Raw genomic sequence first — 26,415 nt, 5'->3', positions numbered from 1 at the left:
GTGATCTTAAGCTGAGGCTAGCGTACATCTCCTATCATACAAATAACTTCCCGTGTTGTGTCTAATAGCGCTGCATGGGTATTTTTAACGGGAAAGGATGAAGGACGTGCTCGAAGTGAGACAGGTGAGCAAAGTGTACGAAGGCCAGCGCGGTGTGCACCAATTGGACTTCACCATGGAGCGAGGCGAGATTGTTGGATTTTTGGGACCCAATGGTGCCGGCAAAACGACGACGATGCGAATGATTACAGGGTATCTGCATCCAACTGAAGGTTCAGTTCTGGTCGATGGTGTATCGGTCCATGATCAGGGACGGAGCGTCCGCTCCAAAATTGGATATCTGCCCGAGACGCCGCCGCTGTACCCAGATATGACGGTGCAGTCGTATCTTAAATTTGTCGCCAATCTGCGGGATGTGCCTGCGCGTGAGGTCAAACTTCGGATTAGCGAGATGGTCAGCAGGCTGGGATTGCAGGGTAGGGAAAAACAGCTGGTGCGTGGATTGTCCAAAGGGTACAAGCAGCGGCTCGGGCTAGCCGGAGCGATCATACATAAGCCCGATCTGCTGGTGCTGGATGAACCGACGTCCGGACTTGATCCGAACCAAATTATTGAAATCCGGGATCTGATTCGGGAACTGGGCGAAAATCATACCGTGCTGCTTAGCACGCATATTTTGCCTGAAGTAAGTACACTCTGTAATCGCATGCTGATCATTAATCAGGGAAAACTTGTATTGGATGGTTCTCCGCAGGATCTTGGCTCTGCCATGGGGGATCGTTTCAAGGTGTCGCTTGAAGTTAAAGCAACGGAGCAGCAGTTGTTACAGGTATTGTCACCTTGGGAGAAGGCAGAAACGGAGATTATTCCAATTGTAGCTACATCTTCTTCCGCTTCTTCTGAAAGAAGCTTAGAAGCAACGTCAAGTCAATTTGGAGCATCAGGAGAGGTCGTCTCCAGCGCGCCTTCTACCGTTCATGTAAGGCTTACCGGGGAAACGTCCGAGGATTACCGGGAAGAACTATTTTATCTGTTGTCTGGTGCAGGCTTGCCTATTCTGGAGATGAAACGTGAGAACCTGAGCTTGGAGCAAATCTTCCTGAAGTTAACAACGTCGGAGATTACTGAAACCGAGGAAGCATTAACCCCCGGGGAAAACCTACAGGATGCGGATGATACAGGGTCAGAAACTTCTTTGGATTCAACTTCCGATGAAGGGGAGGGAAGCAAATGAGACGAATGATGGCCATCTGTAACAAGGAGTTGCAGGCATATTTCCTGTCACCAACCTCTTATTTTTCTTTTGCCGTATACGTGCTCATGACGAGTCTGTTATTTTACTCCAGCTTTGTATACTATCAGCCGAGCATTGTAGACTACCGCCTTGTCTTGGGTGATACGTTGTCTATGCTGCTTTTTGTCGTGCCATTGTTAACGATGCGGCTCGTTGCAGAGGAGTTTAGGCAAGGAACAGACGAACTGCTACTGACTTCACCAACACGAGTGACCGAGATTATTTTCGGAAAATATTTGGCTTCACTCGCCATTTTGCTCGTGCTGATTTTGTGCAGTCTGGTGTATCCGTTTATCATGTCTTTTTACGGGAAGCTGGATCTTACGTCGGTCTGGTTATCTGCCCTTGGTTTGTTCTTCCTCGGTGCCAGCATGATGGCGATTGGACTTTTTGCTTCCACGTTGTCTCAGCATCAGATGGTGTCCGCGGTGGCGGGTTTTATTATGTTGCTCGTTTTGTGGATGCTTGATTCATTTGCTGGCAATACGGGATCTGCTTTGCAGAAGTGGCTTGATCCATTTGCGCTGACAAAGCACTTTGACAATTTTACCAAAGGTGTGCTCAGCGGCCCGGATGTTCTGTACTATATAACACTTTCGGGTTTGTTTTTACTGTTAAGCATTCAAATTGTGGAACGGAAGCGGTGGAGGTGAGAAGATGAAAAAATGGTTAAGTCATACCAATAGTACCGTCTTGTCCGTCGCGGTGATTGGCATTTTTATTTTGCTAACCCTGTTCCTGAATTCGCTTGGCGGATTCCAACTCGATCTGACTTCAAATAAACAATATACATTATCTGACCAGTCCCTTACAGCGATCAAAAATGTCAAAGATGATGTCAATATTCTCGTATTAACAGTTGAAAATGCAAACAATACCGTCCTGAACCGCGAAGTAGCGGATATGATTGAAGAGTATGCCAAACGCAGCAGCAAGCTGAAAATGAAACAGTACAACTTGACGCAGGAACCTGCGCTTGCCTCCAAGTACGGGATTACGGGCAGCTCAATCGTGCTCGAGCAGGGAGATCGGCATAAGGTCATCGACATTGCCAGCTTGTTCACTGCGAACGGGGACGGAAGTGATGGGTCTTACCAGTTTACAGGTGAAGAGAAATTGACACAGGCACTGATGAATCTTTCCTCCACGGAGACGAAAAAAATGGCATTCCTGACCGGACATGAAGAACTGAGTCTCGATCAGATGGGGACTTTGCGATCTTCACTGGAACAGAATAATGTCACAACAGAGGAGTTACAGCTTAACCAGGCTGACAAAGTACCTGATGATGCCAATGTACTCGCTATAATCGGGCCACAGCGAGATCTCAGTGACGCAGAGCTGAAAGCTATTCGTACTTATATGAGCAATGGGGGTAAGCTGTTATTATCCCTCGGTTTTGCAGAAGATATGAAGTCCAGTTGGAAAAATATCGATGCGTTGATCGCAGACTACGGCGTAGTTGATGAGCATGCAGTTATGGTGGATAACAATCAAGCCAGTACAATGGGTCCGCTGTGGCTTGCCCCTGAGTACGGAAGTCATGCGATCACAGACAAACTTGCTCAGAACAAGCTATACCCGATGCTGTCTCTGTCGATTGCACTAACCAGCAAGGAGCAGGACAAGTATAAGCTGTCTCCGTTGATGCATTCCTCGAATGAAAGTTACGGAGAGACCAATATTAGCGGTTTGCTGCAAAATGAAACGAATAATGATAAGGATGTGGACATCCAGGGGCCTGTAGATCTTGGCTATGCCGCAGATACGAATGATGGCAAGCCCAAAGCGGTTATTTTGGGGTCGTCCATTTTCATGCAGGATTCGGAAATAATAAATGGCGGCAATCGGGATTTCATTTTGAACATTGTGAATTATTTGAGTGAAAAGCAAGACGGTCTAACAATCCGTCCACGCGTACAGGCTGGTTATGAGACCGCATATCTGAATGGTCAGCAGGCCAGAGTCATATTTTTTGCAGCGATTGTTGCATTCCCGCTTGTCTTTGTGATTATCGGTGTACTCTTATGGTGGAGGCGCAGACGAGTATGAAAAGGTTAATTCCAACAATAGTGGTCGTTGTTATATTAATTGCAGGTTGGGTGTATGCAGCCAATCAGAATTATTTTCGGGAAGAAGAGGCGGTACGGGCCAAACTTCTGGGTATATCATCATCAGATATTCAGGCTATTACGCTGCATGAGGGGACTGGAGATAAGTCCGGTACAGGTTCGGATTCAGATGCGGTGTCAACGTTAGAACTAAAAGATGGAGTCTGGCACATGACAGAGCCGAAAAACTATCCGCTAAATGAATACAGTGTTGGCAGCTTGCTTGATGCGATGAGTAGTGCAGACCAGGAGATGATTGTCGAAGAGTCGCCAAAGGGTGTAGAGAAGTACGGCTTGGGCTCTGCGGCTACACGTCTGGATATCAAAGTGAAGGATGGGCGTGAATTCAAGCTTGCCATTGGTAGCCAATTGCCTGCGGGAGATACGCACTATGTGCAAGTGAATTCAGGAGCAGTGGTTGCTGTGAAAAATGAAGCGGTCACCAATATGGCTCTCACACGCCGTGGATTAATGGACACCACCCCGTTTAACATGGATGAGTCTAATGTTCGTACGCTGGAATGGGAAGGAGAAGCGGCGAGTTGGATGCTAAAGGCATCGGCAGAAGGGGATACGGCGTCTGAACATACGTGGACGATCAATGGAAAATCCATTAAGGCAGAAGATGCGATATCGCTGATCGGTCAAATTAAAAATTTGACTACCGCCGATGACGTTCGTAAGGCGTCCGATTTAAAAGATGCGATTCCTCGCTCCACTTTGTCAGTCCAGCAACAAGTGAACGGAAAAGAGACGGCTATGGTTTATCGGTTGTTGACGACCTCTTTGGATCCAGATACGATCTGGGTGATTACTCCGGATGAAGGGTGGGCCTATGCGATGGATGCGGCTGGTCTGAAAGAAGTGGAGAAGTATTCGGAGAAACTCAAAACATCCAGTACCATTTCGAAGTCTGGAGAGTAATCTACAGAATCGGGGGAAGATTCAGCTTCTACAGCTTCTAAACATTCAGCTGCATCTGAAAAAAATTCAACATCATTCGCGACTTCTTCCAGAAAGTAAGTTGGGGAAAAGAACAGTACTGTCGTAATGCAGTACTGTTCTTTGTTGTTTTATCGAAAAAATTTTCCGAGTCGAACTTCCCTAGACAAAAAGCAAACATGTGCTAACTTGGTAAGTCAAAGTGCCATATCCTTTCAGCATATCGATCACAGCAGACGCGCATCCTATCCATGTGAACCAAACCAACCACATTGGAGGATGAACATTACATGCCAACAGTCAAAAAGGCAACAGCGATTACGTTATCATTGTCTACTGCAATTTTTGTAATGGCCGGCTTGACGGGTTGTGGGAATCGCGATAATAACATGCATACACAAAGTGTTCGTGAGCAAGCGCATGGCATCAATCGTTACGGTGTTGAAACTAACGGTATGGATGGTATTCGTGCGAAAAGTTACCGGATGCACAATGTCACAGACCTGAGATCCAGCGATGAGCTGGCAAAGCGTATTAGCGAGATGAAGGAAGTCGAGTCCGCTCACGTCATGTTGACGGATCGTAACGCTTATGTTGCAGTGCGTCTGGCTCATGGACATGCAGGCAAGCTGGAGAGCAAATCGACAGGTCAACCGAGTGGTCGTCTGAATGGCACGATGCGTAATTATGCCAGTGATACGATGCGTGGCGGCTTGATGAATGAGGATATGGGCGGGATGCGTGTCCATGGCGGATCGGGCACGATGTCTCCGTACAGCACAAGCGGAATTGCTCCGGGCCTTAATACGGGTACAGCAACAGATCGCAGCCATATGGGCAATGACCGCGGAATCTATGGCACGATGGGCACGGGCACAATCGGTATGATGCGTGGCTTGACAGATAGTGGCAAGGCGCGTCCGATGAACGAAAGTCATTATGGCACAAGAAGTGAGCGTCCACGTATGATGGACAGTTCGGATGATAACACGCCGGAGGAGATCAAAGGTAAAATTTCAGCTAAAATTAAGCAATTCGCGCCAAACGTGGAGAACGTATATGTATCGGCTAACCCAGATTTCGTAGGCCAGGTTGAGAACTATGCAGCTGATCTGCGTAACGGTAAGCCAGTCAGCGGTATGATCGACACGTTCCAATCGATGGTAGAACGTATCTTCCCAACGAATGCGGGCGACACCAATCACCGGGATGGTATTTTAGGCGATGGTGTGATGAACCGCAACCATGATGGTTTAATGAATCGTAACCATAATGATGGCGGCATGATGAACCGTATGAATCGGTAGGGCCGGTGGAATGAACAATTGTGCCTTTGCGGAGGATGTCTATCCACTGCAAGGGCATATTTGTTTCTACATAAGTACATTACTTTGGTCAAAAAACACTAAATATCTATTTAAGATTCATCAATACTAATTAATTGTTGTAAGAATTGCTTTAACTCTTTGGTCGTTTCGTTCAAGTGGTTAATCGTTTCCATAAATTCGCTGACGAGCTCAGCCTGTTCCTGTGAACTTGCCGTAATTTCGCCAAGGTCGTTATCTAACAATTGGATGGACTGTCTCACTGTCAGTAAGGACTTCTCAATTTCGTTAGTGGCATTTTTAGTATCAACAGACAGTTTGCGAATTTCCTTGGCTACTACCCCAAAACCGGCTCCTGCATCCCCGACACGTGCGGCTTCAATGGCCGCATTAAGGCCCAATAAGTTCGTCTGCTCGGAGATCTCACGAATAAATCCAGCCACCTGAGTTACACCGCCAGAAGTCTGAACAGCTTTTTTAGTATTGCCTAGCATCTCTTCGGAGGTAGCGCTCAGCTCTTCCGAATGAGCTGCAACATGTTGCACACTGTCCACCAGTTGGTTGGTTAGTCCTTCAACGATGTTCATTAACTGCTGTAGCTTTTCCTGGTTTTCCATGCTATATACGAGGGTAAATACAGCGACAATCTCGTCAGTGACATTTTTGACAGGGATGAAAGCCACATCAAAGGGAACGCCAAATACCTCCTTCGGAAAGTGACTGTATGTCGTTGTTGTGCCGTTTCGCAGATCAGCAAAATTCCGATTTGCCTCAGGGACTGGATCTCCCGTCTTAAAATTCAGTTCCTTCAGCGATTCTCCTGAAGAGAAGTACAGATATTTCTCTCGATCAATTAAGGATAACGTCACATCTTGTCGGATGGCTGCCCGAAAATAAGGCATGCTTTCAATTAGGGCTTGAATAATGTCCATTAATGGTGGCTCCTTTTATGGAAGGCTATTAATTTTAATACAAGTTGTTCTAGGTATATCGGTTCTCGATTGAAGAAAATGAATAAAAGAGTAGTAAGGACATATTTGAAATATCGCAAACATACAGAATTACTTATTCTTTCACAATGAAAAATGGAGCAAGCAGTGATTGCTTAAATTGATTGTTATGTGCTGGCCCACTTGAAATACCCATTCAACTGCCCATTTTTCTTATAAAACTGAACCAACGCCCTTGATCTGACATAAGATGAGTTGACTGTATCCCCTTAACCTTGTTACACCAACACAACCCGAGCAAGGAGGGGTGAACATTGAAGGGTATCGATCATCATAAAAGCAAATTTTTGTTAACCCACCGTGAACGCGAAGTATTCGAATTATTGGTTCAGGACAAAACAACGCGTGACATCGCAGGGCAGTTATTCATCAGCGAGAAAACGGTGCGTAACCATATCTCCAATGTGATGCAGAAACTCAATGTTAAGGGTCGTTCGCAGGCAGTTGTAGAGCTTATTAAGCTCGGAGAACTGAAGATTTAGCCTGCGAATTACAGTTAAAATGAGGCAACACAAAAGCCTTTCTCTATCCTTCAGTATGAAGCATGGGGAAAGGCTTTTATGTTTGTATTTTAACAAATACAGCTGCTTTTCAAACGCTATACTCATGGATTCGAAATCATGATCAATACCTATGAGTCACAGTCATGGAAATGATGAGTAAGCCGTTAATAAGTTTTAGCTTCATGTCCTTTGCCTTACTCCTGAGAAAAACTCCTCAACAACACCAACATCGCTTCTACTTGTATGAAAAACATACAACTCGCGTAAGGGGTGAAGTTTATGCATCTCTTTATACCCACTCCATGCCTTTTGTGGATCATCATAGTCTTGAATAACTGACATGTCCTCCAACTGACGCAGCTGATTATTGGAGCTCGCCTCAATTGCCTCAACTAGCACAAAACGACTCAAATGCAATTCAGTAATGTCCTCCCATTTCACTGGCTTCACCTCGCTATGAATCTGATGATCTAAATATAACAAACATAATTCCACAACGTTAAAAGTGAATGACTTTTCTTACGAGTAGGGCTGAAAATAACGCTTATACATTAAGTGCAACACACGACAACTTTTTCGTCGTATTTTCTTTTAATCAGTAATCGCCCACGTTCATCAATCAGATACGGAATATCGTTTTTCTCTAACGTTTGTGTCATATGTTTGGAACTGTTCTCCATAAAAACATAATACTCATTCTGCCTATCGTTATAATCCATATACGCTGGGATCGTTAACACAACAACAATTATAATAGAAGCAACAATCCAAATCCACTTTTTGGTCACTTCAATTAAACCTCCTTTTTACAAGTATGTTCCTTCATAAACGCTTTCCATCTTTTCCTCGAAAACGGTTGATAAAATAACTGCTCCAATTCCTCATACTGTGCTTCATTTAACTGTAAGTACAACGCCTTTTTGGCAATTTTAGCGGCAGGCTGCGATGAGTTGGCGCGTCCTTCCACTTTTCGCTTGATCGGCACGTGAAATTGCAAGACGTCTTCGTAGCGTTTCCAACCTTCCCAGCTCAACCTGGCTCCACGTTTCCAATCCATCGCATAGAGGGCAATATAATTGTCGACGGTGTCACTACACTTAGTGGCAATGATCCAAATGTTTGGAACGATTTTATTACGCTGTCTGCGGTTCATAAGCAGTGCTCCTTTTTTGATCCCCGAATCATCCCATATAGACGCGTCACTTGTTCTGCTCCTGTTACTAAGGAAAAAGTAAAAGTAAGAGTAAGGTAAGAGTAAACTAAGAGTATGAGCGCAAATACGGGCGAATGGAATAACAATTACATACGATTAACTTTAGCAGACTGTGAGAAAACTTCAAATGAAGCGTACCTGGTTACAGCCTACATGATTTCCAGTAATTCAGCATATCAATTCAAGCGAAAAATCCTCTTGCTTTGCCAATGCGGCTTGATTAGAATAAAGGTGTAAAAACTATTTTCTTAATAATGATAAAAATAATAAAAATAATTTTCATATTAAAAATAAAAGAGGTGCTTATGGCAGCTATCTTACATGCGTTGCAGCAAGAATTAAACCATCTGCCGTCTCAAGAAAGGCGGATCGCCGAGGTGATTCTACAATCGCCGTCGGATGTTCCCGGAATGACGATTAACAAATTGGCTGAACAGAGCGGGACGAGCGCGGCGACCGTGACTCGTTTTTGCAAATCATTTCACTTCAAAGGTTTCCCCGATCTCAAAATGAAACTTGCCGCCGAGCTGTCGCACGCACCAAATGAAACAGCTTATCAGGATATTGTTGCAGGCAACCCTTTATCCAAAATCGTCGAGGCTATTGAAGCGAATCATCTCGCATCTATTGCGGATACAACACGGTTACTGGATTTGGGCAGGTTAGAACAAGTCGTGCAGCTATTGTGCCAGGCCCGGCGTATTGACCTGTACGGTGTGGCGACTTCGTCCATTGTTACACAGGATTTTTATCAGAAGCTGGTGCGGATCGGTAAAAGCTGTACCGCGTTTTCCGATTCCCATATGCAGATTACGTCCGCTTCCTCGCTGGGGCAAGGAGATGTGGCGCTGGCCGTATCGTATACAGGTGAAACACCAGAGACGATTGATGCGCTGACTTGTGCCAAACAGGCGGGAGCTTCCACCATTTCGCTGACGTCATATGGCAGTAACTCACTTGCTGCCGTATCCCATATTCCGCTTTTCACATCTTCTCTCGAAGAAGGGATGCGGCGCGGCGATATGGCTTCACGCATTGCGCTGCTGCATGTGATTGATATTTTGTTTACAGGCATGGTCAGTGCAGATTTTGATCAATTTATACCTAAACTTGAGCAGTCGTATCACAATGTGCAGTCCTATCGTTTCCATCACACCGGAGGTGCTTGACAGATGAATATTCGTATTTTTGAAAATGAAGAAGATTTGAACGCGACAGGTGCAGGCTTAATCGCCAGCTTGCTACAAACGAAACCTCGTGCCGTACTTGGGCTTGCAACGGGAAGTTCACCTGTGGGCATTTACAAGCAGTTAATTACGATGTATCAAAAGGGTTTGGTGAGCTTTGCACAGGCCTCTTCCTTTAATTTGGATGAATATGTAGGCTTGCCTACAGAACATCGTGAAAGTTATCGCAGTTTCATGAATGAACAGCTGTTCCATCATATTGACATTGATCTATCCCGTACGAATGTGCCGAATAGCGAGGCTGCAGATTTAGTAGCCGAATGTGATAGTTACGAGCAACGTCTGGAGGAGCGGGGGCCAGTGGATCTGCAATTGCTGGGGATCGGGCATAATGGTCACATCGGTTTTAATGAACCTGGAACGGAATTGACAGGGCGTACCCACGTGGTGGAACTGAAGGAAGAGACGAGAAAAGCGAATGCACGTTTTTTTGATAGCATCGACGAAGTACCAGCACAAGCGATTACGATGGGAGTCGGTTCTATTTTAAAAGCGAAACAGATCTTGCTTATTGCCCGTGGAGAGGAAAAAGCGGAGATTATCCGCGAAGCGTTCATGGGTCCGATTACAACCTCCTGTCCTGCATCTTTGCTGCAATGTCATCCAAACGTGGTTGTATTGCTGGATCGAGCGGCAGGGAGGCTGGTTAGATGACCGAAACCAATCCTACAGACCGTAGCAGTGAGTTAGAAAATAAAATAACGTTGCTCCGCGGCAGACTGCTGCTTGCCGATGAACTGCTGGAAGACGGCCTGATCGCCTGGCGTGCTGGAAAAATCATGTATGCCGGCATACCGGAAGGTCTGCCTGAACAGATTCGTCGGGAAGCTGGATCACTTCCTGTAAAAGGTGAAGGGCTTATTGTACCTGGATTTATCGACATCCACGTGCATGGCGGTAACGGTGAAGATTTCATGGATGCCAGCCCTGATGTGTTGGACAAGATCACCTCATTTCATAGTTCCCAGGGAACAACGGCGATGCTGGCGACGTCCATGACAGCTCCGAAGGAACGTTTGGATCATGTTTTGGCTGAAGTAGATCGCTACCGTTCGGAGGAAATGCCCTATGCTCAACTGGAAGGTGTGCATTTGGAAGGGCCATTTTTCAGTCCGAAGTGGCCTGGTGCGCAAAATCCCGATCATATCGTGCTTCCTGACGTCAGCTGGCTACAAGGATGGGAAAAGCAATACCCCGGCCTCATTCGCCAGGTGACGCTGGCACCAGAACGTAAAGGGGCACTGGAGGTCATCTCCTGGCTGCGGGAACAGCGGATTACGGCTGCACTAGGTCACACGGATGCAACTTACGATGACGTACAGCGCGCAGTGGAGGCCGGATTGCATCATGCTGTGCACACATTTAATGCGATGACACCGCTACACCATCGTGAGCCGGGAACAGCAGGAGCCGTGTTAAGTGATCCCCGTATCAGTGCCGAAGTGATTGCCGATGGCATACATGTGCATCCTGCCGCAATTTCAATCCTTGCTCAATTGAAGCAGGGAAATGATCAGCTTGTGCTGATTACCGATGCGATGTCGGCAGCAGGGCTGGAGAACGGAGAATATAAGATTGGTGATCTGCCCGTTATTGTGAAGAACGGTGAGGCACGGTTGAAAGAAGGCGGCGCTCTGGCAGGTAGCACATTGACTATGGTTCGCGGCTTCCGATATCTTGTGCAGGAGGTAGGGCTGAGTCTGATCGCTGCTTCCAGAGCAGCCAGCTTGACGCCAGCACGTTTGCTAGGGATCGACCACCGAACTGGTTCCCTGGCGAGGGGGAAGCAGGCAGATATCGTTTTGCTGAATGAGGATTTGGAGATTGATACGGTGTGGGTGAAAGGCAGAAGGGTCGGTAGTTGAGAGGAAATACGCTGAACAATATGTTAAAATAGATCTCAAAAATGAGATCTGCGGATCATTAACGGAGGCATGAACCATGGAACGTAACGCCATGCTGGAACATGATCCGTTTATCCCTATGCTGGCGGAGAAGCTGCACATTCACGGATATTATGCTTTTTATGGCGAGCATTACAACGAGACGGATATGGAGCAGTACCGCAAACATTTGTTCATAACCTTTAATAACATCGTATGGATTGAACTGGATAAACGTAAAAAATACATGATTGTGGATCATCGTGGACGCAACACGGTCATGAAGCTGATCGAAGGTATGCTGAATACGCGCAGAACGCTGCGAGCCAATCAGGCCATGGCAGGCACTGACACCAAAGATGTAGATCAGGAGATAACCCATTTCTCCAAACTGGTGCACATGCTGAAATTCACGACATTCCGTCCGTAACGTTGGAATAAAGGCTGAGTTGGTCAAGGATGGATGATGCATGCCTGTAACTTTATCCTGACGAACAGTAGAGTGGGGAACCAAGTAATAATCCAAATATGTCGAAGAAGTATCGAAAAACGTCCTTAGTTGTGGCTGACCACCCTCATCATGAAGCAGGGCACTACGTGCTGGGAGTTGCCCACCCTCCTCATGAAGCATGGCGCTGCGTGCTGGGAGCTGCAAGCAGTGCGAATAGTTCACACTTTAAACCGTTGCGGCAAGTGGCGAGTAGCGAGTCAAGACTGTGACAATTATGCTTGAACTCTAACGATCCTGAGGGAGCTTATTTGACCTATTTTGCAGTGTTCACCATTCTAACGATCACCACACACACTATTTCATGTAAATGAGCAGTTTTAGGGTGTAAAAGAGACGTTCCATCGCAAATAAGGTCTCTGGTGATCGTTAGATTTTTAAAAGACTCTAAAAGTGTGAAATAAGCTCTCTGGTGATCGTTAGAGCATCAAGTAGCTAGTTTTTGTCTATGTTTTTCGGTTTGCTCTATGTTTTTTTAGTCTGTTCTTTGTTTTTTTGTTTGCTGCTCTCGCGAAAGAGTTGTGCCGCCCAGCATTGGTACTTCTATTTATGGTGGTTGTTCTTACATACTTTACAGTTTTACAAAAGATACATCCAAAAAAGAGTCCTGTCAAAGAATTAAAATGTCCTTTACCAAGGGTACATTTTAGATCTAACAGGGCTCTTTTGATATTTTGATTTAACATTTTGATATTTTATTTTAACAGTCATAGAAAATGAATCACATCACATCAATCTAAGCTTCAACTATTCAACTACTATCTAAACGAAGTCACGAAACTGCTGAACAGCGTCCGCACATCGTATTGATATTGATGGATCGGCTCAACGGGACGATTGATGCCAAGCAACGTATATACGGCAATCCGGGCAGCACGCACCGAATACTCTTCCGTAAATACCACGTCGTCCGGAATTTCGCAGAATTGACTGATAAATGCCAGATTCGTTGAACCTTCCGGCACAACTTGAGGCCGGTCACTGTTCAATCGTGGCATGAATTGCGCGGTGATATACGGCATCATACATGGGATACAATTGGCTGTTGCCATGATCTGCTCTTGATGCTCCTGAAAATGAAGATGGCCAATCAATTCTTGCATAATCTCTTCCCCGGTGCAATCACACATTCTTTTTTTCACATAGTCCCCTACATTATCAGGATATAATCCATAACCCCAGAAGACTTTGACGTGCTCAGGCTGATTGCGGAAATGGGGCTGAAAAGCCAAAACAACGGACATAAACCAGCTCGAATCTTTGAATGTAACCAGTGCGCCTGTACCTGCACGGTTGCGTGTGAATTTTTCCATCAGATCAAAGAAGACCGAGTCCTGGAAGGTGACAGTAAATGACTCCCATTTAGACTCATCGACATGGTCGTTAAACGAAGAAGGATTGCCCAGCATCGGTTTTTTCGCCGCGATGTTCTCCCACAGCTTCCAAGAGCTGCCCTTGCCGTTCAATGTTGGAGCGGATGTCATGGAGCCCAGATCGGCACCCTCTGTCATGGAGCCGTTCGTGACAATCACTAAATCCCCTTCGTCAATGTTAATCACTTCTTCGACACCGTTCCGCCGCACATGCATACCTGTGACCGTGATTCCGTCGCCTTTTTTGAAGTCCAAATCCGTAACGGTGCATTTCAGCGTAAAATCTACGCCGTACGGCTCCAAATATCGGTGCAGCGGTAGAATGATGGAGTCATATTGGTTATAGGGTGTACGTGTAACCCCTTCGAGCGTTTGAATTCGCGGAAACTCGTGAAAAAAGCGAAGCATATATCGTTTGAACTCCACCGCACTATGCCAAGGCTGAAAGGCAAACGTCGTCGCCCACATGTACCAGAAGTTCGTTTGGAAAAAGTGGGGTGCAAACCAGTCGTTGATCCGCAATTTACCCAGCGTGTCTTCAGGCGTAATGATGAGTTTGCCCATCGCTAGGCGGTCGGCCATATCAAAACCCATGGACAATACGTCTTCCACCTGACCATCACGGTTAATTAACCGTGCATTGGAATGTGTGGGATTAGCGTTGTCAAAAGCCGTAATCTCTTCTCTGACCGATATACCCGGATGTTCTATGGAAGGGATGGTCTCCAGCAGCTCCCACAGGTTTTCATATGCCTCATCATTGAGCATCCGTCCACCGCGAATGACGTAACCTTGCTCTGGATTACCTGCACCGTCATTGCTCCCCCCAAGAATGGGCATTTCCTCGATGATGTGAATATTTTCGCCGGGGAAGTCACAGTCTCTGACCAAATAAGCCGCTCCCGCGAGGGATGCAATACCGCCGCCTACAAAATAAACCTGTTTAGAGCCATGTTCTTTTTTCACGATCAATCGCCTCCAAAGATGGTGTATTCTTCACATTTCCAATGTAAACCTGCACCGGAAAAGAAGGTATGATCAAAAGGAGAGAGCTGTCTGGTTTTTAGTCACTTTTGGAAAAATGTCTAGTGTTAGGTCGTTGAATCGAGCAAATGGTATGCCGATGCAGCGTATAGTTATTCACACAAATAGAGAAGCCAGCCTAATCAATCGCCAAACTCGTCAATACAAACCCGATAACGGCAAAATAGCCGCTCATCCTAAACGGGATGGCAGCTTGTTATTTTCTTCTGCGCCTATCATTGTGTGCATTCTTACTAGTGCGCTGAATGTTCGGCTATTCTTGGTTACTAATACTGGTTTCATTGTAGATGCACTTACTCGTACACATATTTATGCTCATACTTATGCAGCGCCCTGAGCACATTGCCCTCAATCAGTTCACTCAGCCGATCAATAATCTGTTTTGGCGGTTCTTTCATGTCATTTCTCATCCACTGAATAATCATGCCTGTGAAAGCCAGTGTATAGAAATTAACAACAAACTCCTTATCCTCGCTACGAACCTTGATCCCGCATGCCAGTTCATCGATCACACCCATAATCAGATCATGAGTCACTTGATAGAGATAACCATCCAGATGAGAACGTCCAAGGGATTCAAGAGTATTGCAGCAAAAAGCCTTATTATTTTCGATGTAACAGAAAATTTTGTAGAACCCTTCGGTCCACATATCATAACTGCGGTATGCATGGATGCTTTCTACTGCTTCCGTTTCGTAAATCCAACCAAGCAGGGCGTAAATGTCTTGAAAATGATAATAAAATGTTTGCCGATTTACACCGCAGTCATCCACCAGATGTTTCACTGTAATTTTATTGAGGGGCATGTGTTCCATCAGGCATTTAAGCGAATGAGCCAGCGCGGTTTTGGTCAAATGGGAAGCAGACATTACCGTTCACCTCATCATTCAGATTGGGGTCGTAATATGACATGGTTTACTACTGAAATCGTACATAAGAAGGCTAACACATTTTACCTAAATATGGTATTGTATTGATCACTGCAAACACAGAAAAATAAAAAAACGATGACCGTTTAGGCCATCGTTATTACGTTATTACATTATTGAAGCGAAAATAACAGCGAAGGAAAGAATGATGTGCACCGGAAAGTCCACGAAAGCACCCTTTCTTTTTTTACACATCCCGTAAAAGCTAGATTACGTTTTTAAAACGACTTATGGGAACGCGCTTAACTTAAGTGGAGGGGGCGAAATCGATTCTGAAGAAGCGAACCACGCTCTCTTATAGATTATCCTCTAATAGGGGTTAAATAAAAATTTACACGTTAAACGGAGTGGGGAGAAAAAAGCTGTAGAAGCGAAGCGCTCGCCTTTATTACCGGATTTCTCCCTTTAGAAAAGGGATCAAAGAAATCTGGGAATAACAGCGATCGAAAGCTTATTCTCCCTGCGTAGTGACCTCCATGTAAGCGTGTTTTTTAACGATTATAAACTTTTCATGAATTCTACGACGGTCAGCAAACCTTTATCAAAGTTCTCCAGGTTAAAATGTTCGTTTGGTGCATGCAAATTTTCGTCTGGCAGACCAAAGCCCATCATTACGGCAGGAACGCCAAGCACGCGGGAAAGCTTCTCAACGATTGGAATGGACCCGCCATCTTTGGTGAATAGAGCACGCACGCCATATACTTTTTCGTAAGCGTCTGCGGCTTTTTGCAGGATAGGATCAGTCGGATCGGTATTGAAAGCAAAAGCCTTCTCAATCTGTTTGATCTGCAATGTCGCTCCTGGTTGCACATGTGCACGCAGATGAGCTTCGATGCGATCTAGTACATGCTGCGGATTTTGATCTGCAACAAGACGGCAAGTAATTTTAGCGTGAGCTTCTTTTGGAATGACCGTTTTGCTGCCTTCGCCCTGGAATCCGCCCCATACGCCGTTCAATTCTAGTGTTGGGCGTGCGCCGACACGTTCTACAAAGGAATACCCTTCCTCACCATACAGTTGCTCAAGTCCCAGATCTTGACGGAGCTGTTCTTCATTAAAGCCTTGCTTCACGAATTCTTCTCTCATCTCGGGGGACAACGGCAGAACACCATCATAGAATCCATCCACGCTCACGCGGCCTTGCTCATCATGCAAAGATGCCAGCAAGGAAACTAGGGCATGCAGCGCGTTTGGTACACCGCCGCCGAAGGAACCGGAATGCAGGTCGGTATTGGCGGTGAACAGATCCACATGCATCGAGCACAGGCCGCGCAGGCCCGTGGAGATGGCAGGTTTTCCTTTTTCCAAAAGGGACGTATCTGAGATCAGCACCATGTCTGCACGCAATTTGTCGGTGTTGTCATTCAAATAAATCGGCAGGTTCGGGCTGGAAATTTCCTCTTCGCCTTCGATGCAGAATTTCACGTTAATCGGCAACTCTTTATTTGCGGCAATCAGTGCTTCAACGGCTTTGATATGTATGAAAATTTGTCCTTTATCATCCGTTGCACCGCGGGCGTATAGCTTCCCATCACGAATCGTTGGTTCGAAAGGAGGGGTTTCCCACAGGTGAAGTGGATCAACCGGTTGTACGTCATAGTGTCCATAGATCAAGGCTGTCGGTTTACCCGGAGCATGCAGATGGTCTGCATAAACAATCGGATGACCTGCTGTTTGGATAATCTCGACATTTTCCATACCAGCACGTGTAAGTGCATCCGCTGCCCATTGTGCCGCACGTTGAGTATCTTCTTTATGCTCAGAAATGGCGGAAATACTTGGAATGGATAACCATTCGTTCAATTCTGCCAGATGTTTGTCCCGGTTTTGCTCAAAATATGCTTGTTCGTTCATTGAAAAAGGCCTCCTTCAAATCTGCTTTCAATCTATTGTAATCCATTTCGCCCTGTTAATAAAACATTGGTTAAAAAATGCTCCCCCGCAGGGCAGCATGATTAAGCATAGTATTTATTCTAAAATAACTCCAGCTGCTCAGGGCCTTCTTCCTTCTCTGGCTCGGTGCGGTCGGGGAATGGCTTGGTAGGCTGACCTAGCAATTCCATCATCATCTGGGCGTTGGTTGCTGCATCTCCGGCAGAGTTATTGTTGAAAATAACAAATACATCTTCACTCTGCTCCTGCAGTTGTTCCAGATAAACTTTCCACTCCAGCAATTCCTGTTCGTTGTACCGATACAGATAACGTGTCTCACGCCAGTTTGAGGCACCGTTTTGCTGCCAGCCGGATACGTTGCGTCCATGCATACGAACGAGTGTCATCCGGGAATCCGTTGCGGTGGGCACAATGGGGATGGAGCCTGGCCCTGCCTGTGGTTCGTCACAGACACTATGAATCCATTCTTGCTCTTTTAGAAAATGAAGGGTGCGCTCACGCATGTTGTCTGCATACCAGCTTTGGTGACGAAATTCGATTGCGCATGGAATACCCTCCATACGGAGCTTCACTTCCCGCAGTTCATTGACGTTGTCCCGGTTGCATTCAAACCATGGCGGATATTGAAACAGGGCAGCCTGCATCTTGCCTGCCTCAATCACAGGTTCAAGCGATTCACGAAAAGCTTTGTACATCTCGAACGTGCTGGTAAAATACGGTTTGCCCCGTAGATGTCCCGTCATTCCTTGATAGGCTTTCACAATAAAAGAGAATGATTCAGGCGTTTCCGCAGCCCAGCGGGCCATACGGTCGCGAGGCTGCACGGCATAGAATGAACTGTCTACCTCCACCGTGGAGAAATATTGTCCGTACAGACGAAGCTTGTCTTTCGCTTGGGTACGGTTAGGATAGAGGTCTTCTTGATCGCCCCATCCCGTAAGTCCGATACGAATCATAAGAACACCTCCTGTTGTATGTGTTTAACCGATTCGCAGGAGCATGATATGTCTAACATTATATCGTGCGTTATAGAAGCGTTCAATGAGTGACAATAGAGGATTATTTTGAGTTTGAGGCATAAAACGTTACAATAATTTGGAATGATACATAGAGCATAACCAGTCTATATTTATTGATAACAGCGACTGTTCAGGTTGTTTTGTCATTGGAGTGCAAGTCTTAGTAATATCTAGTCCAAAGTATATAGCTAGCTGTGCGAATGATGATACGGAGGGCGAAGATGACCATGACGGCATGGTACGAAAAGAGTTTTGGCGAAGATTATCTGCTCGTATACAAACACCGGGATGTACATGGTGCTTATGAGGAAGTACATAAAATGATTAACTGGCTAAGGCTCCACCCTCATGCAGAAGTGCTTGATCTATGCTGTGGCATGGGCAGGCACTCTCTTGCGCTTGCGGACGCTGGCTTTCAGGTGACAGGAGTAGACTTGTCGGATGTGCTACTGAACGAAGCCAGGGAACTCGATACCGATCATCGGGTCAGGTGGTATCATGCCGATATGCGCAGGCTTCCGCCCAACGCTCGTTTTGACGCCGTAGTTAACCTGTTCACTTCATTTGGGTACTTTCCTGAGGATGTCGAGCAATTGAAGGTGCTGCATGCAATGCATGATGTATTGAGACCGGGAGGCAGCTTCATTATTGATTTTATCAACACAGCTCATGTGAAGAAACATCTGGTGCCACACTCCGTTCGTGAAGATGAAGGGCAGCGGATTGAAGAGTTTCGCAGGATACAAGACGGATTTGTGCAAAAGGAAATTCGAATCAAGGACATTGCAGCCGAGACGGAACCGCGAATTTATAAGGAAAGTGTCAAGCTCTACTCGCGTGAGCAACTTAGTGAGATGCTGGAGGCTGCGGATCTTCAGGTTGATCAGGTTCACGGGGGTTACGATGAAGAGAAGTATGACGAGCAGACTTCGCCACGCATGATCTTTGTGGGACATCGTCCTGCGGACTAAAAGCAAAAGCATGCTCAATGTAAATATCTTTAGTTCAACTTATGAATGAGAGAGGGGAAAGACCATGAAACGTACAAGAACCGAAGAGTTATCGATGCCAGAAGGGATGCACCGTATCCAAATCACGATGTCTTTTCCGCTTCGTTGGGTGAACAGCTATATTTTGACCGAACCGAATGGGAAGGTAAGCATTATTGATCCGGGACCAAGATCAGCAGGGACGGAGCAGGAGTGGCAGGAAGCGTTGGCAGAGCGAGATTTGACCTTTGAGGATGTTCATCAAATTGTGTTAACTCATCATCACCCCGATCATCTGGGATTATCCGGATGGATGCAGCAGATGTCGGGTGCGCCGGTGTTAATGTCAGCACGCTCCCGCCAGGAAACAGATTTCATGTGGGGAACCGGGGCGAGTATTGAAGAGAGACTGCCAGCGTATTACCTTCTTCATGGTATGCCGCAACAAAAAACGGTTGAAATCAAGGAACATATGAGAACGTTTATTTCACAGATTACACCGCTTCCGAAGGTAACCATCATTGCAGATGGTGATACTATCCATATGGGTGGAAAAGGTTGGATCGCCGTGGAAACGGGGGGACATGCTCCAGGCCATCTGTCGTTCTATGCTCCCGAGTCCAAAGAGATTTTGTGCGGAGATGCGGTTTTACCCCAGATTTCACCCAATATTAGTTTGCAGCCGGACAGCGATCCGGAACCTTTACAATCCTACATGGACGGCTTAAGGCGTTTGAACGCGCTTGAAGTGGAGCGTGCATATCCAGGACATCGAAATCCGTTTACCCGTTTTACGGAACGCACTATCGAATTGATTGCTCATCATGAAGAACGTCTGGGCAAACTGACGGAACGTTTGCAGGAAAGCCCTGCTCACGCTTACGATATCTGTTTGTACCTGTTTGGCGATCGGCTTGGTATACATCAGTTGCGTTTTGCCATGAGTGAAACACTGGCTCACTTGCAAGAATTAATCCGGCGGGGCTTAGCGAGACAGGAACAGCAACCTGAAGGCATCATTTATATATCAACATCAGTATAAGTATTCGGAAATCATATGATATGCTAATTAAGATCTTTTTGCATCGATACTACTATCTATCTATATATCTCAATGATAAACTTTTTTGTGTCCTGAGCAGGAAGTACCTGTTCGGGGCTTTTTTGTTGCATCATATTAAAAAGCTTTAGGCACGCTTAACCGTTTATTCAGCTTCTTTTAAGCCTGCTTGCCTATCATACAATTATGAACTTTGCTATAGAAAGCAGGGATAAGCGATGGCTAGACGTAACAGGAACCAATGGAGAAAATGGCAAGCTTCGGCTGCAGCAACGTTGACGGTGGCTGCACTCTTTCAATATGTAAGAACCTCGGATGCATTTGATGCTGCTTATGCGGCTGCGAATGGAACAGACACTGGTGTGACGGCTTCAACACAGCTTGATTCACGCGACGACGTGATGGATGAATGGTCTCCAGATCGTAAAGATCAGTTTAGCTGGGATGCAGATGGAGACTCGGTTGATCAGAATCAGAATCAGGATCAGACAAAATTGTTCCGCTCAGGCTCTGAAAGCAGTCGTGGTCATTATCAGTCACACACAGGTGTATCATGAGCCGCACAGAGCAAGCTGTAAGTCCGCTCCGATTTTGTTTCTACGCGATGAACACGGAGGTGGAGGTGCAGCTGTTGGCAGATAGAGAACAAGCGGAACATGCAGCCTGCCTCGTAAAGAACTGGTTTGAAACACAGGAGCAGCGCTTCAGCCGTTTTGTGGCTGACAGTGAACTGAATCGTCTGAATAAGAGTGAAGGATGGGTACCTGTGTCGGCTGCGATGGATGAGGTGCTCAGTCTGGCTTACGGATATATTGGACAGACGGAAGGCATTTTCCAGCCAGGCATCTCGCAGGCCCTGCGATCAGCGGGATACGATATAAGCTTTGAGAAGATGCAGCAGAGAGGATTCCAGCTGCCCTTGCTGGCACGTCTGTTTCGTACAAGAGAAAATGAATCCTTTAGTATGAGCGAACATGGGTATGATTACAGTCGTCCGAACTGGATACAAAGGGAAGGTAGCCGGATGGTTCATCTCGATCCGGGAGCCGAGCTTGATCTCGGTGGAATCGTGAAGGGCTGGGCTGTAGAACGCATTGCAGACTGGTTGCAGAAGACGTTGAAGATTACTGCGGGCATGATTAATGCAGGCGGTGATGTCCAGGTATGGGGAACGAAAGATCATCAACATTGGACACTTGAAATAAAAAGTCCATTCTCACAGGAGCAAGGTATGAATGGGGCGGTAAGGCTGCAGCGAGGGGCTGTCGCTACATCAGGCATTACACGCAGACAGTGGCAGAATGAGCATGGTCTTACAGCACATCATCTTATTGATCCCCGGACGATGGAACCCTCACATACAGACATTTTGCAATGCACAGTGGTCGGTCAGCATGCTTCGCAGTGCGAAATTATAGCCAAGACCGTATGTATCTTGGGAAGTGCGGAGGCAGTGAATTGGCTTAATCGGCATTATGACCGACATGATGCTCTTTGGATCACTAGGGACGGAAATGTATATTTTAGAGGGAATACTGCAACGCTTGCTGAGCGCTGGCCTGGATTCGACCCGGATCATCGGTTCAGCTTGATCGAATAGGAACGGGACAAATCCAGTAGATTTGGGGGAGCCGGTTATGGCGCAGTGGATTGTAGATTACCTGCCAACGTGGAACATTATTCGAATAAGTGGAATTGCCGCATATTTGCTGCTTTTTGCCGGGGTGTTTCTAGGTATTGCTCAAGGGATGCCTATGGCAAAGGGGAAACCAAAAGCTGTTATGTTAACGTGGCACACAAGGACAACCTGGCTAGCTTTTGGACTTGGCATAATACATGCGCTCACATTGGTTGTTGATCACTATAGCCCGTTTACTTGGAGTGAATTGTTGATTCCTTTTACAGCATCGGTGCACCCGATTGGTACGGGACTGGGCACGTTAGCTTTCTACGGCTTGCTGATCGTGTTGTTGTCCAGTGATCTACGAAACAAGCTGGGGCGCAGATGGTGGTTTATGTTCCATATGTTATCCTACCCGGTGTTCGCCAGTTTATTGATTCATGGCATGATTACGGGGAGTGATTCCAATCATGTCATCATGCGCCTTATGTATGTATTTACGGGCATAAGTATTATAGGCATTACGGTATTGCGTGGGTTGTTACGGGAGCGCAAAGGACCGGAGATTACGATTGGACCCAAACGAATCGAATCAGAATCCATGCGGGATCGAAAGTGGGCAGAAGCCTATGGATTAGCCGTGCCGCTCGGACAAGAGCAGCTCAAATAGGCATGTTATCATATCGTGTTAAGTAGAGGTTCTCTTGTTCGAGTATGGTTTTCCATCATTTTCAACTATATATCATCGTAATTTTAATATAGAAAAGCGGCCATGGAGGCCGCTTTTTTTCTGAGACGTTTGATTATGAAACAACGTATATCAGGCAGATATGTATTCACGCGAAAACGAATCCATTCCGTGCCAATTCATCCTCTGTTACTGGTACGCTAATAAAGGAACTAAATTTTATCGTCACTGACCGGTTTTTCTCCCAGCGCCTCTTCCATCTCGGATTGTTTACGGTGAGCGATACGACTACTGGCGGCTGAAGCGATGGCTCCGACAATATCGTCGAAGAACGTATGCACAGGCCCAAGGCTTTTGTCATTGAGACGTTCCAATACTCCGGGTTTCAGCTTGTCCACATAACCGTAATTGGTAAATCCGATACTGCCATATACATTCACAATGGAGAAGGCCAGAATTTCATCTACGCCATATAAGCCTTCATCGTTCTCAATCATCTCTTGCAAGGGAGAGAGCAGTTGTCCCTGTTCTGCCAGAAGATCAAGCTGGATGCCGGTTAACACTGCATTTTGCACCTCGCGTTTTTTCAAAACCATCTCTACATTTTCAATGCATTCTTCCATCGTCAGTCCAGGATAGTACTTCTTCTGAAGCAGCATAACCAGTTCTGCAATCTCAGGGATCGTGACGCCACGTTTGTGCAACCATTCCCTTGTCGCTTCGGCAACTTTACGGCTATTCAGACTGTAAGGGATTTTTTCCTGCTCCGGATGTTCCATGGGCGATTCCTCCTCTGGTGTAAAAAAATTCATTCAACTTATATAACGATTATATACGGATTATATATTGATGATTGTATACATCTAACTTACATACGTTATTAACCGTATCGCGTTGCTTTTATGTTTGTTTCACAAGAAGATCGTCAGTTCGAGTAAGGGCTTGTGCAAAAAGTAGTTATTTTTTGATCAAAGGCTCGTATACATGGTAGTACAAACTGTAAAAATGATGAGGGGGAACGTGATCATGAGAAAAATCCCATCTTTGCGTAAGGCATCAGCAGCAGCTTTGCTGAGTATTCCTGTAGTTTTGACTGGCTGTGGTATGTTTGGTGCCCAATCTTCAGAAGCTATTGATCCGCCGCCACGTATTCAGGAAGCTGCTATGATTCAGGCAGCCGAAGGGAACGGAACGCTCGCAACGCTCCCACTCACGACCGTATATTTGCAAGACCAGCAGGGGCTGCTCGCTCCAGTCTCTTTAACACTTCCGTCTGGAACGGATGTGAGCAGTCCGAAGACTGCATTAGATACATTAATTACGGGCGGAGCATATGCAGGCATGTTACCAGAAGGTTTCAAAGGTGTACTGCCACAAGGTACGGTCGTGCAAAATGTAACGATTCATGCAGACGACAAGCTGGCAGTTGTCGAGTTCTCGGGTAACTTTGCCAAATATGATGCCAAAGATGAGCGTAAAATGCTGGAAGCGGTGACGTGGACACTGACGGGTACGCCAGACGTAAACAATGTACAGATTTGGGTGGATGGCAAAAAGCTGAGCCAAATGCCTGTGAACAGTACTCCGCTACCGGAGCCATTGAATCGTGCAGTAGGCATTAATCTGGATCTGGGCGAGTCCTTTACAACGAACAGCAGTCCGGTGACGGTTTATTTTTCAGCTGCTTCTCCTGCTGGTGTACAGTATTATGTTCCTGTTACACGTCTCGTAACTCCAGGTGGAGACCGAGTTCAGGCTGCTTTAAATGAGTTGATCAAGGGACCAGCCAAAGGCGGAGAACTGGAAGAAGTCATGACAGGTGGAACAGAACTCCAATCTGTTAAAATATCTGAGGATGGAACGGTAACGGTTGCGCTTAAGGACGACATGTTTACTGAAGGGGATGTTGTACCTAGTGAACTTTTGCAGTCCGTTGTCCTGACAACTGCAGAGAACACAGTCAGCAAGGATGCCAAAGTGCAGATTGAATGGAACGGGCACAAAACGGTCAAAGGCGATGATAACCGAGATTACAGCACGCCTGTATCGAAGCCGGAGTATATTAACGAAATCCCGATTTAAAGGATAGGAGATGCCTAAGGGTGCTTTTAATTGAACTCTTTGGTAAAATATAAAGGATGGCTGTAAGAGATAAGAAGTTCAACATTACAGTATGCTTAAGTCGTAGGAGGCAGAAAATATGAGATCTAACGGACGAACTAGCGAACAGCTGCGCCCGATGAATTTAACAATTAACACGAATAAATACGCCGAGGGCTCTGTATTGATTGAAGTTGGTGATACAAAGGTAATCTGTACCGCAACGGTGGAGGAACGTGTTCCGCCTTTTATGAAAGGACAAGGTAAAGGCTGGGTTACAGCAGAATATTCCATGCTTCCGCGTGCCACGCACACTCGGAACCAGCGTGAAGCGAATCGGGGTAAACTGACGGGACGTACGATGGAAATCCAGCGTCTGATCGGCCGGGCTCTTCGTTCGGTTGTGAACCTGCAGGCACTCGGGGAGCGCACCATTACGCTGGACTGTGATGTTATTCAGGCGGATGGAGGCACACGCACAACGTCGATTACCGGTTCATTTGTTGCGCTTGCGCTCGCAGTGAACAAAATTGCCCAGCAGCACAAACTGCAAGTGTTCCCGATTACAGACTTCCTCGCTTCCGTGAGTGTAGGCGTTGTGGGAGAACAACCAGTGCTGGATCTGAACTATGAAGAAGACTCTAAAGCCAAGGTAGACATGAACCTGGTAATGACCGGCAGCGGTAAATATGTCGAGCTTCAGGGAACAGGTGAGGAAGCACCATTTGATCGCCGTGAATTAAACGCGATGCTGGAACTTGGTGAACAGGGGATCTTGGAAATGATTGAGCGTCAAAAAGAAGTACTTGGACCGATTGCGCTCAAAATCGGCTCACGCGGATTAGGTGAGGCATAAGATGAGCCTGGACAGCCCGGTTATTATTGTTGCTACCCGCAATGCGGGTAAAGTGCGGGAATTCGCACATGCCTTCGCTTCCCTGGGTAAAGAGGTTAAAAGCATGTTTGACTACCCGGAGCTGCCGGATGTCGTGGAAGACGGCGTTACCTTTGCTGAAAATGCATGGAAAAAAGCAAAAGCAGTTGGCGATGCGCTTGGACTGCCCGTTCTGGCAGACGATTCGGGACTTTGTGTGGAACTGCTGAACGGAGAGCCGGGTGTCTATTCGGCAAGATATGCAGGTGAAGGTGCAACGGACGCACAGAACAATGCCAAGCTTCTGGATGCTCTCGCTGCATTAAAGTCCGGAGAGGATTCCCAGCAGCCATTGCTAAGCCCAGCACAGTTTGTCTGTGTACTGGTGTTGTACGATCCAGCAAGCGGAGACAAGTATGAAGCCGAAGGTACAGCAGACGGCTGGATTACAGCTGATGCGGCAGGCGAAGGCGGTTTTGGATATGATCCACTCTTCTATGTGCCGGAATATGAGAAAACGATGGCAGAACTTACGTTGGAACAAAAACAAGCCATCAGTCATCGAGGTCAAGCGCTGCGAGCACTCATTTCTCGGCTGAAAGCATAAAAGGCGAGGTAGGCTGCATGCTTCGCTAGTGTGCTGAATCGATTGACTTTCTTTATTGCATGAAGCAAGCAAGAGAAGCATTGAATTCATCAAGGCGTTAATGGAAACAACTTTCATTCCTGTGGGATAAGGTTGTCACTCTGTTAACGTCTTTTTGATATGCGTAGTTGTACTAATCAAGC

27 protein-coding genes are annotated in these 26,415 nt (G+C 46.3%); 18 read left to right on the top strand and 9 right to left on the bottom strand.

Annotation, left to right across the window (positions count from 1 at the left end; all coding sequences use genetic code 11):
• The first annotated feature begins 97 nt into the window (after positions 1–97).
• From AB4Z30_RS23960 to AB4Z30_RS23940, 5 genes are all read left to right on the top strand, one after another.
• Positions 98–1,234, top strand: coding sequence for an ABC transporter ATP-binding protein (locus AB4Z30_RS23960; protein ID WP_441929948.1), 1,137 nt, complete (start codon positions 98–100; stop codon positions 1,232–1,234).
• Positions 1,231–1,947, top strand: coding sequence for an ABC transporter permease subunit (locus AB4Z30_RS23955; protein ID WP_441929947.1), 717 nt, complete (start codon positions 1,231–1,233; stop codon positions 1,945–1,947). Before AB4Z30_RS23960 ends, AB4Z30_RS23955 begins: the two co-directional genes overlap by 4 nt.
• Before the next feature lie 4 nt (positions 1,948–1,951).
• Complete coding sequence (locus tag AB4Z30_RS23950; RefSeq protein WP_441929946.1) at positions 1,952–3,346, top strand: GldG family protein; 1,395 nt, start codon at positions 1,952–1,954, stop codon at positions 3,344–3,346.
• Positions 3,343–4,329: a DUF4340 domain-containing protein gene (locus AB4Z30_RS23945; protein ID WP_441929945.1), complete on the top strand. Its 987-nt coding sequence runs from the start codon at positions 3,343–3,345 to the stop codon at positions 4,327–4,329. The genes AB4Z30_RS23950 and AB4Z30_RS23945 overlap by 4 nt, the downstream gene beginning before the upstream one ends.
• A gap of 308 nt (positions 4,330–4,637) precedes the next feature.
• The gene (locus AB4Z30_RS23940) at positions 4,638–5,654 is read left to right on the top strand and encodes a YhcN/YlaJ family sporulation lipoprotein (RefSeq protein WP_441929944.1); all 1,017 of its coding nucleotides are present in this window, start codon (positions 4,638–4,640) and stop codon (positions 5,652–5,654) included.
• A gap of 110 nt (positions 5,655–5,764) precedes the next feature.
• On the opposite strand, the gene AB4Z30_RS23935 is transcribed toward AB4Z30_RS23940, so the two are convergent.
• On the bottom strand, positions 5,765–6,604 hold the full coding sequence (locus tag AB4Z30_RS23935) for a methyl-accepting chemotaxis protein (protein ID WP_441929943.1): 840 nt from the start codon (positions 6,602–6,604) through the stop codon (positions 5,765–5,767).
• Positions 6,605–6,936: 332 nt separating this feature from the next.
• Here AB4Z30_RS23935 and AB4Z30_RS23930 point away from each other — a divergent pair, with 332 nt between their 5' ends.
• The gene (locus tag AB4Z30_RS23930) at positions 6,937–7,164 is read left to right on the top strand and encodes a helix-turn-helix domain-containing protein (protein ID WP_090919235.1); all 228 of its coding nucleotides are present in this window, start codon (positions 6,937–6,939) and stop codon (positions 7,162–7,164) included.
• Between the two features lie 201 nt (positions 7,165–7,365).
• Here the strand turns inward: AB4Z30_RS23930 and AB4Z30_RS23925 are convergent, their stop codons facing one another.
• From AB4Z30_RS23925 to AB4Z30_RS23915, 3 genes are all read right to left on the bottom strand, one after another.
• Positions 7,366–7,626: a hypothetical protein gene (locus AB4Z30_RS23925; protein ID WP_441929942.1), complete on the bottom strand. Its 261-nt coding sequence runs from the start codon at positions 7,624–7,626 to the stop codon at positions 7,366–7,368.
• Positions 7,627–7,736: 110 nt separating this feature from the next.
• Positions 7,737–7,973, bottom strand: coding sequence for a hypothetical protein (locus tag AB4Z30_RS23920; protein WP_441929941.1), 237 nt, complete (start codon positions 7,971–7,973; stop codon positions 7,737–7,739).
• Positions 7,974–7,978: 5 nt separating this feature from the next.
• Positions 7,979–8,338 (bottom strand): hypothetical protein, encoded by a 360-nt coding sequence (locus AB4Z30_RS23915; protein WP_441929940.1) that lies wholly within the window; start codon positions 8,336–8,338, stop codon positions 7,979–7,981.
• Positions 8,339–8,703: 365 nt separating this feature from the next.
• Here AB4Z30_RS23915 and AB4Z30_RS23910 point away from each other — a divergent pair, with 365 nt between their 5' ends.
• The 4 genes from AB4Z30_RS23910 (at position 8,704) to AB4Z30_RS23895 (ending at position 11,958) form a co-directional block, all read left to right on the top strand.
• A complete protein-coding gene (locus AB4Z30_RS23910) occupies positions 8,704–9,567 on the top strand; it encodes a MurR/RpiR family transcriptional regulator (protein ID WP_441929939.1) in 864 nt (287 codons plus the stop codon).
• A gap of 3 nt (positions 9,568–9,570) precedes the next feature.
• Complete coding sequence (gene nagB, locus AB4Z30_RS23905) at positions 9,571–10,299, top strand: glucosamine-6-phosphate deaminase (RefSeq protein ID WP_441929938.1); 729 nt, start codon at positions 9,571–9,573, stop codon at positions 10,297–10,299.
• Complete coding sequence (gene nagA / locus AB4Z30_RS23900; protein ID WP_441929937.1) at positions 10,296–11,510, top strand: N-acetylglucosamine-6-phosphate deacetylase; 1,215 nt, start codon at positions 10,296–10,298, stop codon at positions 11,508–11,510. The genes nagB and nagA overlap by 4 nt, the downstream gene beginning before the upstream one ends.
• Positions 11,511–11,586: 76 nt before the next feature.
• Complete coding sequence (locus tag AB4Z30_RS23895) at positions 11,587–11,958, top strand: hypothetical protein (protein ID WP_441929936.1); 372 nt, start codon at positions 11,587–11,589, stop codon at positions 11,956–11,958.
• Between the two features lie 836 nt (positions 11,959–12,794).
• Here the strand turns inward: AB4Z30_RS23895 and AB4Z30_RS23890 are convergent.
• The 4 genes from AB4Z30_RS23890 to AB4Z30_RS23875 form a co-directional block, all read right to left on the bottom strand.
• A complete protein-coding gene (locus tag AB4Z30_RS23890; protein WP_441929935.1) occupies positions 12,795–14,375 on the bottom strand; it encodes an oleate hydratase in 1,581 nt (526 codons plus the stop codon).
• A 371-nt stretch (positions 14,376–14,746) separates the two neighbouring features.
• Positions 14,747–15,322 (bottom strand): TetR-like C-terminal domain-containing protein, encoded by a 576-nt coding sequence (locus tag AB4Z30_RS23885; RefSeq protein ID WP_441929934.1) that lies wholly within the window; start codon positions 15,320–15,322, stop codon positions 14,747–14,749.
• 558 nt (positions 15,323–15,880) lie between these two features.
• Entirely contained in the window at positions 15,881–17,236 is a 1,356-nt protein-coding gene (locus tag AB4Z30_RS23880) for a dipeptidase (protein WP_441929933.1), read from the bottom strand.
• 119 nt (positions 17,237–17,355) lie between these two features.
• Positions 17,356–18,231 carry a DUF72 domain-containing protein gene (locus tag AB4Z30_RS23875; RefSeq protein WP_441929932.1) on the bottom strand — a complete coding sequence of 292 codons (876 nt, stop codon included), beginning with the start codon at positions 18,229–18,231 and terminating at the stop codon, positions 17,356–17,358.
• Positions 18,232–18,521: 290 nt separating this feature from the next.
• On the opposite strand from AB4Z30_RS23875, the gene AB4Z30_RS23870 reads away from it, so the two are divergent.
• The 5 genes from AB4Z30_RS23870 (at position 18,522) to AB4Z30_RS23850 (ending at position 22,634) form a co-directional block, all read left to right on the top strand.
• Positions 18,522–19,265 (top strand): class I SAM-dependent methyltransferase, encoded by a 744-nt coding sequence (locus AB4Z30_RS23870; protein ID WP_441929996.1) that lies wholly within the window; start codon positions 18,522–18,524, stop codon positions 19,263–19,265.
• A gap of 64 nt (positions 19,266–19,329) precedes the next feature.
• Positions 19,330–20,325: an MBL fold metallo-hydrolase gene (locus AB4Z30_RS23865; protein ID WP_441929931.1), complete on the top strand. Its 996-nt coding sequence runs from the start codon at positions 19,330–19,332 to the stop codon at positions 20,323–20,325.
• Positions 20,326–20,561: 236 nt separating this feature from the next.
• On the top strand, positions 20,562–20,900 hold the full coding sequence (locus AB4Z30_RS23860) for a hypothetical protein (RefSeq protein WP_441929930.1): 339 nt from the start codon (positions 20,562–20,564) through the stop codon (positions 20,898–20,900).
• Positions 20,897–21,943: an FAD:protein FMN transferase gene (locus AB4Z30_RS23855; RefSeq protein ID WP_441929929.1), complete on the top strand. Its 1,047-nt coding sequence runs from the start codon at positions 20,897–20,899 to the stop codon at positions 21,941–21,943. The genes AB4Z30_RS23860 and AB4Z30_RS23855 overlap by 4 nt, the downstream gene beginning before the upstream one ends.
• A 37-nt stretch (positions 21,944–21,980) precedes the next feature.
• On the top strand, positions 21,981–22,634 hold the full coding sequence (locus AB4Z30_RS23850; RefSeq protein ID WP_441929928.1) for a ferric reductase-like transmembrane domain-containing protein: 654 nt from the start codon (positions 21,981–21,983) through the stop codon (positions 22,632–22,634).
• Positions 22,635–22,864: 230 nt separating this feature from the next.
• On the opposite strand, the gene AB4Z30_RS23845 is transcribed toward AB4Z30_RS23850, so the two are convergent.
• Complete coding sequence (locus AB4Z30_RS23845) at positions 22,865–23,431, bottom strand: phosphatidylglycerophosphatase A family protein (RefSeq protein WP_441929927.1); 567 nt, start codon at positions 23,429–23,431, stop codon at positions 22,865–22,867.
• A 247-nt stretch (positions 23,432–23,678) separates the two neighbouring features.
• Here AB4Z30_RS23845 and AB4Z30_RS23840 point away from each other — a divergent pair, with 247 nt between their 5' ends.
• The 3 genes from AB4Z30_RS23840 (at position 23,679) to AB4Z30_RS23830 (ending at position 26,233) form a co-directional block, all read left to right on the top strand.
• Positions 23,679–24,734 (top strand): GerMN domain-containing protein, encoded by a 1,056-nt coding sequence (locus tag AB4Z30_RS23840; RefSeq protein WP_441929926.1) that lies wholly within the window; start codon positions 23,679–23,681, stop codon positions 24,732–24,734.
• A 118-nt stretch (positions 24,735–24,852) separates the two neighbouring features.
• Positions 24,853–25,608: a ribonuclease PH gene (rph, locus tag AB4Z30_RS23835; protein ID WP_441929925.1), complete on the top strand. Its 756-nt coding sequence runs from the start codon at positions 24,853–24,855 to the stop codon at positions 25,606–25,608.
• 1 nt (position 25,609) lies between these two features.
• A complete protein-coding gene (locus AB4Z30_RS23830) occupies positions 25,610–26,233 on the top strand; it encodes an XTP/dITP diphosphatase (RefSeq protein ID WP_441929924.1) in 624 nt (207 codons plus the stop codon).
• Positions 26,234–26,415 lie beyond the last annotated feature (182 nt).

It is taken from the genome of Paenibacillus sp. 2TAF8, from assembly GCF_052114825.1.
Taxonomy (GTDB): Bacteria; Bacillota; Bacilli; order Paenibacillales; family Paenibacillaceae; genus Paenibacillus.
The sequence above is the reverse complement of the archived record's forward strand: the minus strand, read 5'-3'. Positions and strand labels throughout refer to the sequence as shown.